Annotated in this window: 3 protein-coding genes; 1 reads left to right on the top strand and 2 read right to left on the bottom strand. The window is 36.2% G+C overall.

Annotated features, from left to right (window positions below):
* Positions 1 to 19 precede the first annotated feature (19 nt).
* Together CES88_RS10895 and CES88_RS10890 are read right to left on the bottom strand one after the other, a co-directional pair.
* Positions 20 to 5932 (bottom strand): hypothetical protein, encoded by a 5913-nt coding sequence (locus tag CES88_RS10895; protein ID WP_290734259.1) that lies wholly within the window; start codon positions 5930 to 5932, stop codon positions 20 to 22.
* Between the two features lie 38 nt (positions 5933 to 5970).
* Positions 5971 to 11130, bottom strand: coding sequence for a fibronectin type III domain-containing protein (locus CES88_RS10890; protein ID WP_290734257.1), 5160 nt, complete (start codon positions 11128 to 11130; stop codon positions 5971 to 5973).
* Positions 11131 to 11422: 292 nt separating this feature from the next.
* On the opposite strand from CES88_RS10890, the gene CES88_RS10885 reads away from it, so the two are divergent.
* On the top strand, positions 11423 to 12205 hold the full coding sequence (locus CES88_RS10885; protein ID WP_290734255.1) for a MotA/TolQ/ExbB proton channel family protein: 783 nt from the start codon (positions 11423 to 11425) through the stop codon (positions 12203 to 12205).
* The last annotated feature ends 1 nt before the right edge of the window (position 12206 follow it).

Here is a 12206-nt window from a genome sequence, read left to right as displayed (position 1 = left end):
TGATTACAAATATTAACACCTAAGGTAATGTTGCCCAGCATCTTGCATTGAGCTCCAGCGAGTCGTCATAGGTATAGAAATCTTGATTCAATAACTCAATAGCACCATATATTGAATAGAGCTTATTGCATTCAGAATCATCTCCACACGCACGGTTATACATTAAATTGGCAGGTTCAGGAGTCGGATCTGTCGGTAAATATGATCTCTGTCCACAAATTCCATCAAATGGACCAATACAGCCAGAATAAGAAAAGACACTAGAGTCAAACGGGTCTAAAGTATGGGAGTTCCAAATGGTCTCAATATCTCTCTTACTATCTCCCAACCAGTGAGCAAACTCCCAATAATTATAATCATTAGCTAATTCAGCATTTTCTTTTATAAGTTTAATTTCTGATGAAGTGAATAATTTCTTATTTACAACTGAAGGTAGACCATTTTTTGTAAGTGTATACTTAGTTGAAGCACACTTAGCAATAGCATCTGAACGAGTATACGTTTCGTACACACTTCCGGAAATATCTTTTACTGGTTCGGTATCTACCAGTCTCTTGTTTGCAAAATCGTAGAATGTACTAGATGGTGGAACTAAAATATCAATAACATCATAACCCATATCAGATAGATACTTCACTCCATTTAATTCTCGAATAGAAAAAACTCTAAATTGATAATAGAACCCAGGAATTAACGGACTACCATCAGGAAGACTTGTGATTTCCGCGGTTAAATAACCAGGAGTATCATACGTTGGCTCTAAAACTTTAAAGTATGAGATATTACTAGCATCTTTTATTTCAGTTGTCGTAATTGTTTGAAATTCATTCTTATAAATTTTTTCTAAAGTACTTGCCTTTGGCTTAATATAAAGAGCATAACTTGTAATTGGCCCCCAAACAGTACCTGGATCATATGATGCTTCTTCCACTTTTAATTTAATTTTTAAAGATCCTCCAATATTTTCAGACTCAATATTAATCCAATTATTTGCACCATTAGCCGTTAGATTAACTTCGGGATAAACAAATGCATTAGAGCATATTTCAATATCCTTTGAACTTTTTATTTCCCTATTATAGGAAAAGTACTGAATAGCTTCGCACTGACCTTCCATATTTGAACGAATCTCATAACCGTATTTTTGATTTCTCTCAGAGAAATAAATATCTCTAAAATCAGCCTTATAGTAGGTTCGCAACTCACAAGTAAAATTCTGTGGAAAACCTAAAGTTATATTTGTTTCATTTGGAGTCGCACTTCCATACAAGCAAGATTTATGAGCTTCAATCCTCATCTTACTTGTATCAAGAATAATAGCATAATCATCAGAAAGAACCGGAAGGCACTTCGTATTATCGAAAGAGATATTATGCTTATTTTCACCTGTAATAAAGGTTATATTCCGAGCCGGCTCGTCTTTATAAGTGACACTAATATCTACAATATCTCCGCCTCCTACAATATCTTTTGTATAAATATAGCCTCTATTAGTATCAACAGAATAATCTCCTGGAGCTGATAACTCTGAAATACCATTAACAAAAGTCTTTTTATTTTGGAGATAACCTGAAACATCTGCATTAATACTAAAATCATCATATTGATAAATTTGCCATTGTCTGCATAATGAAGCATTTAAACTCTTTGTGTTTTTAATAAATATACTTTTAGCAGAAGAGATTTTAGTGGCTTCGAAAGAAGTTAATTGAATATTACCATAATCAACCTTTATTGTTTGGTCTACCCCATTGGCAGCAGTTTGAACTTCATAATCCGCGGAGGCCACAGCACTTGCATGAGCAGGAAAATTTGCTGCTAGCTCTAAGTTTACAATTTTCTCAACCCTTTGAGTTACAGGAAGACCATTTTCTGTTCCAGAAAATAGGTCATAAGCTATTACCAAGAAGAAGTCCGCAGTACTTCCAGAAGCTCCTGTCGGATTATAAGTGACATCAAAGCTACACTTCCCTCCAGCCGATAAAATAACTCCACCACCTGTACAATTATTACCATTTTCAATTTTTAGCCCATTATTTACAACAGTAGAATCTGTCATAACATATGCACCATAATCCTCAGGCCCAATCTTATCTTTTAAATAAATTCTAATATTTCTTAAGTCTGCACTTCCCGCCAAATTTTCTATTTCTATTTTTTTCTTTGCGTAAAAAAGACCCTTTGTCCCTGGAGCTTCTTCAGTTTCTACAATTGAAACAAAATTCAAATCTGCAGCAAGAGAAGAATCATTATTCATTCCTACAGTAAATGGAGCCCAAGACTCAGGAAGTATCTCTGTTCCATCTGCATTATAATCCCTATACTTAAATGCAGTGTTCGGGACAGAACTATTTCTTCTTGATTCAGCCACTAACATAACCTTGTAAGTTTCAACTTCTTTTGAAAGATTTGGAAGAATCACTCCATTTTCATAGGAAATCTTTAAGACTCTTACGCAAATAGAAACATCTCCTGCAGAAAAATTCGGAGTATAAGTGAACTCATTAAGAGTACTGTTCAGTGGCGAAACTTCAGAAATTCCACAACTAGGATCATCGAGAGTTCCAGCATCACTATCATAATCTATTGATACACCCGTTAATAAACCACGAGAGCTAAGAGCTAGATTCAACCCGCTATGAGTACTCCCTGCTTCAAAAGTTCCAAAATGCACATAGTACTCAAAATGTGGAGTTCCATCTCCATCCTGATTACTAAGCTTTAATGACTTAGCTTTATTCTTTATATTAGGAAACCTTTTTATAACATTTGAATCTCTATCAAGAGGAGATGCTGAATTAAATTGGAAGAAAATGAAGAGCTCATCTATAAAGTCTAGCCCAAAAGCATTATTATCAAGTTGCGCCAAATTCTCATAATCGGCTGGCTCGGGACTAAAGAAAGATGAGTCATATGGAACTTCTGTAATATAGTAGTCTGGCCTATACATAACTGCACTTTGAAAAGGCCCTACGCTCAGAGGTCTTATTTCACCCTTTGAAGTATAATTAACATGCACTTTATAGTTATCATTTCCCTCTGGCCCAGTAATTGTCTCTAAAGACCCTAATCCCACCACTGTTTGCTCATCATTAGGCGCAGATGAATCTCCATTAAAGTACTCAAACGAAAGTTCACTGGGTGCCCACCCAACGCCCCAAGGGGAGAAGTCTTTTAAGTCGTACGCCTTTACGGCAGGATTAATACCCGAAGCTTTTTCCTTCTCTAGCCTAAAAAGCAAAGTCTCTGTTGCATCAGGGTCAATTTGAACTCTTCTTGCCTCCTCCTTCTGCGAAAGATGAATTCTAAGATAACAGGATTCTCCAGAATTAAGATGGGTTGAATTAGTAAGATTTTGAATGTCACTAATTAAACTTATATCAGCCCCTTGATTTCTTGCAGGTATCGCTCCCCCTTCTTTCATATACAAGAAGGTATCAAATAAATAAGATGTCGGGTTACTGCTTCCATCAAGTGTTTCGACACTAAAATTCCTCTTATCAAATATTGTCAAGCAATCCTTCTTAGGACCTGGAGGCATACTTACCAATTCATAAGGAAACCTTTCGTCGGTTTGCTTTAGAAGATATGTTTCTTCATCATTTGGAAAGAGAGGATTAAATTGCTTAAATTTAATATATGGAATAGGACCTGTTCCTACATTTGTTATTTTAACTTCATGGTATTTTGTACTATCCCCCACGACAACACGATTCGGATTCTTTCCGATTCTTACCCCATCTTCAGCAAAGTCATAATGCATAAGGTTTGCATTAACAGCTGAGGCATCTTTAGAAAAAGCAAGCATTCCCTTTTGAATAAGAGTTCCTTTTACTCTAAACTCTATACTTCTCTTCGTTCTCTTGACGCCAGACTTTTCCTCAGAACAATAATCATGATTTGCATCGTCTACATAACCTGCTCCATCGCCCTTATCTTCGATACAAGTTCCATCCTCATACTCAAAGAAAATAGAACGATAGTTTTTTCCGTCATCATAGAAATAACTTGTATAATCAAATCCCGGTTCATTTATATAGAGAGGAACAAAATCAGCAGAAAACTGGCAAGTTTCGCCTAAGGCCATGACAAGGTCTTTATTACAGGAAGTTTTTACATTCTTAAAATAGCTTCCTAAATTATTATAAGAATTGTCAGCGAGGAGAGCTATTTCATTATTAGATTCATCATACATATAAACCTTAGTAACCCTAAGTCCTGTTGAGCCTTTATTTTCTACTAAGAAAGAAATTTTCGTGAAGTAGTCTTCATCAAGAATTAAGGCTCTCCTTCCAATATCATAGAAATAATAATTATCTTCGACTTCTATTGGGTTTATTCTATCTGTTTCAAAAAATGTTAATTTTTCTAATCCATAAGCAAGCTCATTATTCTTAATCCCCAAAAGTCCTGCAGACTGAGTTACAGCTGAAACCTTAAACATGTCTTTATCATTTACACATGAAAGGCTTTTAGAAGGTGTTAAGTAAGTACTCATATCATCACAAACAAAAGACTTCCAGTAACTATCATAGAGAAACTCAAGTCTAATATTTTCATAACTAGTTTTAAGTTTTAAATTCTCAGCTGAAACTGTTTTATTATATTCCATATTCCCACTAACTAACTCTTTATCATAGTAAGTCATTACAGATGGGTGAAATTTTAAGTCAAAAATACACGACCCTCCAAGGGTCGCCCCCGGAGGAGGTCCAGCAATCTCTCCACCAAGACAGTTGTTCGTATCTAATATCTCCCAAGGAAATTTATCATCAGTCTTAGATATTTCAACTTGTCCTCCAGAGAAGTCAGGATTAAAGCATTTAAATGTTCCCGAATCTAACAGGCATCTTGCGAGCAATAAATCATCTGAGTAGTCGTTATTAGCGTCCTTATCATAAATCAGAATCTCTCTAACTTGAGCTTTTTTATATCCTGTATTGGTCACTTTGAAAGTATTAGTTAATGTTTTACCTACAGTAATTTCAGCATAACCATCTTTATCTAAATATGAGACATTCTTTATACTCGCTGGAGCAGTTAACACTCCCTGGATTTTAGTTGAAAGGGCAGAGAAGTAAGCATTTAGATATGCCACTCGTGCACTATTGGGCTCATTGTTATAGCTAAACTTTAAATTTGAACTATAGTCAACGGGAGCATCATTATCTCCATTATTTTTAGGAGAAAAGTCTACCCTAACCTGACAGCTCTCAGATGGTCCCATGTAATCAGGACAGTCTATATTATTTAGAGAGTATCCCTTCTCTGAGTTTGGAATATCCTCAATAAGTTCAATACTAATATTCTTAGCACTTAAACCACCGGTGTTTTTTACGATAAAGAGCGCTGATCTCACACTTGAATCCGTCTGCTCTGTTGGTCCAAGACTATTTACAGTTGTCCCTGATTCAAAAACTAAGTTTGCAGGAAGTCCTGCTGTGGCAGTGATTTTAAAGTCATACTTTTCAACATCAACAAGGTTTTTGAATGTTACAACGAAAGGAAATTCAAATTCACCTGATCTAAGAGGAGAGTACTCTAAACGAATTAAGCAGGTTGATTTACTAGAAAGTTTCTTACCACATGTTCCACCGTATCCAGGAAATCCATTATCGGCTCCTTCTTCGTCTTTACTATAACTAAAGCCATCTCCATTGACTTTAAAATCAACACCAATATCTGTGTACTCAAAATTTGAATCGTTTCTAATTGTAATAAGATATTTAACAGCTTCACTACCGGTGATAATATCTCCAATCTCAAGAGGTTTATCAACCGAAACCTTCGCTTTATTAAAGATTTCACCGGTGCGAATAGTCACCCCATCGCCAGATTCACCTGCTCCATTACAGGAAACCAAAACAAAGAGGCAAAGAATCTGCAATAGAAAGCTTTGCTTTTTAAAAATTTTAAAATTTAAGAATTTCATCACTAACGTCCAATTTAATTCTTTATTTAATTTTTTATTTAATTTTCATTGATTAAAATAGAGCATCTCCCGGCCATTCCAGAACTTAGAACTCTCTTAATATTTCCACTAACTCTTTTAATATTTGCCGTATACCTACCACTTTTTTGCTCATAAACGCTTCCGCCAGAAGGAATAGAGAGTACTGCTCCACTTCTTGGAATTGAGAAAAGAGATCTCTTCGCCACCACAACTCCTCCATTATCTTTTGCATCAGCAGTTGTTGCAGTCCAAGTTCCCCCACTATAGTCTAGGTCTGTAATATAATTAAAAGATTGATTATCTTCCATAGTCGCAGGGTCAAAAGTTCTAGTCTCAACACTAACATCTAATGTACCCGAATTAGTAAATCTAGAATTCCCAAGAGAGAATTTGTAAATCATTCCATCTGCAAATGAAACATCATTCACTGACGAGAGCGTTCTTCCGGATGTATCAAATGCTGCATCAATATTTATGACTTCATTATCAAGAGAGTCATTACAAGCTGTCCCCGAGCAGGAGAGAGGTAGCCCCAGCAGATGACTAAAGTATCCTCCGGAACTTAAATTATTAGAATTAGACAAATTAGGACCTAGTCTATCATTTCCAAAGTCTAAGAAGCTTCCATCTCCATTTCTTGCCTGATTAAGAGATTCAATATCAAAGTTTTTTACTTTTGGAACAACTAAAGGATTTACTGTAGTTGAACCTATCTCAGTAAATATAGAATTAATGATACTTGAACCAGGAATTAATGCATCATAAGCTCTCGACGCACCTTCTTCATTAACTGAACACCTTCCAGTATTTATCGTATCGAGAAAAGGAGTCTGAAAGAGAGAGTTAAACTCATTTTCTTCTATAAAACTAGATCCTGGATACTCTGTCCACTCTGCATCACCTGAACCTAAGCCAGCACTTGTCTTATTGAACATTATTCTTTCACCAGTAAAACAAAAGAGTTGATCACTTACACTTTCTACAACATTTCCAACTAAATCTTGAATTCCATACTTACTAACACACTTTGCAGAACTGCTATTTACTCCCGTACTTACACCACTTCCAGTAAGAAGTGGTACTCGAGTCGAAGTAGCTCCAACAAAACCAAAATTAGACCTTATATCTTCTCCAATTTGATTATAGTCAGCTCCACCACTAACAGCATCGACTCCTTTATAATTACTATTGCATTCTTCAGCTTCAATTTGAAGAATTGTACCGTCATTAGACGCATCGTTATAAGGACTTGCAGTATTTCTTGCGGCCAAGGATTCACTCCAAGCAGAGGATGCAATAAATTCTTTTCTTCTTAAAAGTCTCTTAGGTTTTTTCTGCCCAAAGGAAGCAAAAGGGTCACTCCCAACCTTTATCCCAACTTCCACATTAAACGTACTGCAAAGGTTATGAGTATCCTCCTGATCCATTCCATCCAATGGAGGAAGCCCTGACCCATTGCTTGAAAAGACTCTTCCCATTGGAGTATCTGAATTCATCCCCTCAGGAAGAGAAGGGGCGGCGACATCAGATAAATTGTAGAGATTTGTATTCGCAAGAACTTCACCTACCGTTTTATTATAGAGAATACTATTTACAGCTGTGATTGAATTTCTAACTCCCGACATTAAGGCCGAAGTACCAAACCATCTAGGTCTATACTTTCCAGATCCATTTATATAAGGGAGATTAATCATACAGTTATTCATAAACCCATCACCATTTATGGTAAGTCTTGCACTGTCTGGTGCTGTATAATGAGGATTTACTAAACCATAGTGCCTAGAAGAATATTTAGAACGTTGATAGAAAACTGAAGCAAATAGACTCTGCACACTATTTTCTTCATAGTTATAAGCGGTTGTTCCTCCATCTCCAGCATGAGTAACTGTCGAACAACTTCCCGGCGTATTAACATTTCCTGGGTAATAAACGTTTTCATCAAAAGATTTAATCGGTGAATCACAATACTCTCTTGGAATAACTAGATTCTTCCCGTCACCAAGACAGTCTCCTCTTACCATTTGAGAATATCTCGAACCTGTTTGCCCACCATTCTCTCGACTAAACTGAGAAGCTAAATTATTATCAGAGGCAGCACTGCCTTCATCGTAATAACAACCTTTAAACTCACTCGGACTAGTAAGATCATTCAATCCTTCAAAGTCTAATTGAGAACCTGAAAACGAACTCTTATTTAAAGACTGATCTTGAGTAGTATCTCCTCTTGAAAATCCACAACCAAGCTCAAATCTATCAACAAGTAAATCTCCTCCCAAGTCAATAACAGTCTGTCCTAGTCTCCATGGAAGAGTTACCCCCTGAGAGCCAAGCCCAGAATAAGAGCAAGAGTAGTTTACACCTTCAGCAGTATTTGGATTTCTTCCGATCTCACGACACCAAGTTCTATTCGCCATCCATCTATGAACAAGTGCCATATTCGGCGGCGGAAGAGTAATCTTAATAATATTATGAGTAGGATTATTGGAAGATGATACCATCGTTAACTCTTTCCCATCAAAAATAGGAACAACTTTATACTGATAGATTCTCGCTCTCTCAGTATAAGTCGATGATAATTTCTCAGCTTTTACTGAATAGTCCGTAAAGTTAATAATCCATTCATTACCAGCCGGTAAATCCTCTCCCGCATGAGGCCTAACCTTAGGAATATTTGAAGCGACAACAAGTCCTTCATTCGTTGCATTCTGATATGCAAAATTCCCCTTCGTAATATCAACCCAAGAAGTTCCATTATCTTCTGATCTTAAGATTTTATAACCATACTTTCTATCTTTCTTCGCAGCAGGAAGTCCTATGGTATTAATAGCATAATCGGAAAGATTTACACTTGTTCCATCAATATTTATCAAGACGTCTTTAAAAGCGAATTTAATAACCCCTGTATTTGAATATTTTAAAGCAGTACTCATGAATTCAGAATTTGTTGTTGAACCATAAGTACCATTGAACTCACTTGCACTGCCGTAGAGATCTGTCTTTACATATTCATTATCTAGTCCAAAAGTTGGTGTTGAATCGGCAGCTTCTTCATCAAAGTCAGCAGGAGTTCCTATCTCCTTCATTAAAACTTCAAATGGTCTATTCATTGCATCTAATGACTCTTGAACAAAGTATGCATTCATATTCTTTGGATAGAGCTCATTTGTTTTAGGACCGAGGGCCATTACACCTGTCCACTCTTGAAATGAGTATTCAGGAATTGGAACAGTACAAGAATAGGTATTTAGGTTTCCTTCTGAAAACTTTTTTACACCACCAACATCAACATATGTCAGAACTCCAATCTCATAAGAATGCCCTGGGATGAGATTAGAAAGTCGACTTGTATACGTTGTCCGGTTTGCGATATCAACTGGTGTAAAATATTCAGAATCGTCTACATCTTCTTGTGCTTGAAGAGCTGCAGCAAAATTAAACTTAGTTCCTACTTCTTCATCCTTATAGTAAACATAGTATCCACTATAAATCCCCCCCCCAGGCTGAGACCAGTTAACATCCAACTGAGAACTACTTGATCCAATGAGACTACAAGAATCTTTTCCTGCAAACTCATAAATTTTTGGAGTAACAATTTCAGGTGTAATACATCTTATAGAGGCACCACCAATATCTTCATAGTAATATGCTGGTGTTATATTTTCTAAAACAGGTACCATCATTAAGCAATAAGTTGTTCCATCCGTTTTAGCTCCACTAATCTCCAGCTCCGTAAAGGCATAGAGTTGAGCTTCTGTTGCTGGAACTGTTCCAGCAACTGTAAGATCTGCACAACTTCCTCTATCGTCAGCACCAGTTCCAAAAGTTCCATCCGCTCTTTTTAAGAACCTAGTAGACTTGTCAGCACCATCCTTTAAGCAATAAAGATTTAACCTATGAGCATGTCCTTCCGTCATCGCAGGCGCTTCAGCTTTAATCCAAATAGAATCAACAGCCGTAGCAGATTTTGGGTTTTCTATTTTCTGGATCCCTTGAAAAGGAGCAATTTTAGGAATTATTTGCTTCGTAATTAAATAAGTCGAATCAATACCAATTCTTTGACCACTTAAGCACTGAGATGTAGCACATGCTATAAGCTTCATATGATAATACTTATACTTATCTCCATCTGTTAAATTCAATTCATAAGAAACATCTTCAGCATTAATTGTTCTATATATCTTTGATTCTGGGTCGGCCAAAGTTACATCGGTAAATGGATCAGGAACAAGAGAAGGGTCAGTTGTATAACCTTGGTAGTACAATCTATAATTAAAGAAATCACCCGCCGCTGATTCCCAAGTAAAGATTCTACTCTTCTCACCATTTTTCCCACTCGGAGTAATAATATTCACACTTGTTGGTTGCCAATCAAAAATAGCTGTATTATCCCTCGTTGTTTGAGAAATAATTTTTAAGTTCTTCTCAACTAATAATGATGGATTTGATTTATATCCTTCATGAAGACATCTAACTCCAAAGTAATACTTCTTTCCAGAATCGAGACCAGGAAAACGATACTCTGTTGTTCCACCTGCAGGAATTTCAACAACCTCTTTATCAGGACTGTTGTAAGAGTCATTAAAAAGATTTCCAGATCCTCCATAAGCATCAATTTTATAAATGACATACTTATAAGGATCTTGAATATTCTTATAAACCACACTTGTAGATCTTGTAACCGCAGGGACCCAGCGTACAACCAAGGATGTTTTTCCTCCAGAACCTGCAGGAACATCAACAGAAGAAACCCCTTCAAAGTCGCACGTCTTATTAGAAAACGTCGTCGCATAAATATTTAGTGAACCTTCCCCACTAGAACCATCTGCACCACTTACGTTAACATTGAATGCATACTTAGTTGCTGGAGAGAGATCTGTTACAATATAGGTATATTGCCCTGCTGAATTTACTTCTAAACTATCTCCTCTGACATTAATTGGATTTTGAGAATTATTAACAACAATTTGGTAAGAAAAATCAGCTGGGTCACCTGCAACAGCATTAAAGAATACGGCAACTCTAGAATCAGAAATTGCCTGAGCATCTACAATACCATTAAAATCTAGCTTCTTCTCTGTGGAGATAGCTGTCTTAGTCGTATCTAAATTTTTGTCATCTACCGTCCCCACACAGGAGGCAACGCAGATAGAAAGAAATAGTGATAAGAAATTCTTCAAAATTAATCCTTTAAATGAAAGATATTTCGCGCAATATAATTCTCAATAACTTTTCGTTAAAGTGTCTGACAATCTTAACACTTTGTGTTAATTTTCTTAAGATGGATAAATATTCCTTGTGCTTACCCCACGAACCTTACGACACTCCCAACCCCAATAGGCAACTATTTGAGTCAAACAATAGGCAATAGTTAATATTTTCCGCTAGTTGCAGTAAGTAAAATGTCCAATAAAATATAATTTGAAACGTAGTTAAATAACTAATTTAAAGTTTAAGAAGGAACTAAAATCTATGAATATTTTCTCTTTAATTGGACTAATTATCGCCACTGTCGTGCTCATGGCAGGCTTAAAAATGTCCTCTGACAATCTTAAAATCTTCTTTGATGGACCAAGTTTATTTATTGTTATCGGGGGAACTTTTGCAGCGACCTGCATTGCCTTTCAGCTCAATAAATTAGGAGCTATTTTTAAAATATTTTTTAGAAACTTCTTAATGGGTAAAATGGTTGATAACACAAAACTCATCGAGAATGTTATGAGTATATGTTCAGCACTAAGAGGAGGTGAATCTTTAGAATCAATCTCTTCAAAAGCATCAGATGAATTTCTTGAAGAGGGTATTTCTCTTATTTCAGATGGAATTTTAGATAAGGTTGCCCTCGTCGAAGTTCTTGAAAAAAGAGCAAAACAGATGGCCTATATTAGATCAGAACAAACAAGAAAGATTAAGGCACTTGGAAAATTCCCACCAGCATTTGGAATGATGGGAACAACTATTGGTATGGTTGTTCTCCTTGCAAACTTAAGTGGAGCAGATGCTATGAAAACCATTGGTCCGGCCATGGGAGTTTGTCTTATTACGACACTCTATGGAGTTATTATTGCAAACCTAGTCTTTATTCCAATATCTGAAAACCTTGAAGAAATCCAACGACAAATGAATACTAAAGATAAAATTATTCTTGAAGGTATAAAACATATAATGTTGAAATCAAATCCTATATTTGTTGCTGAAGATCTGAATTCATACCTAGACCCGAAAGATAGACTTGACTGGAAAACTGTAGCCTAAG

It is taken from the genome of Halobacteriovorax sp. JY17 (genome assembly GCF_002753895.1).
Classification (GTDB): Bacteria; Bdellovibrionota; Bacteriovoracia; order Bacteriovoracales; family Bacteriovoracaceae; genus Halobacteriovorax.
Note: the sequence above shows the minus strand (reverse complement) of the source record. Positions and strands in the feature narration are given on the sequence as shown.

What these genes read in the sequence shown, in the direction of transcription:
- CES88_RS10895 (WP_290734259.1), bottom strand. Translation starts at nt 5,932, where the DNA reads ATGAAATTCTTAAATTTTAAAATTTTTAAAAAGCAAAGCTTTCTATTG.
- CES88_RS10885 (WP_290734255.1), top strand. Translation starts at nt 11,423, where the DNA reads ATGAATATTTTCTCTTTAATTGGACTAATTATCGCCACTGTCGTGCTC.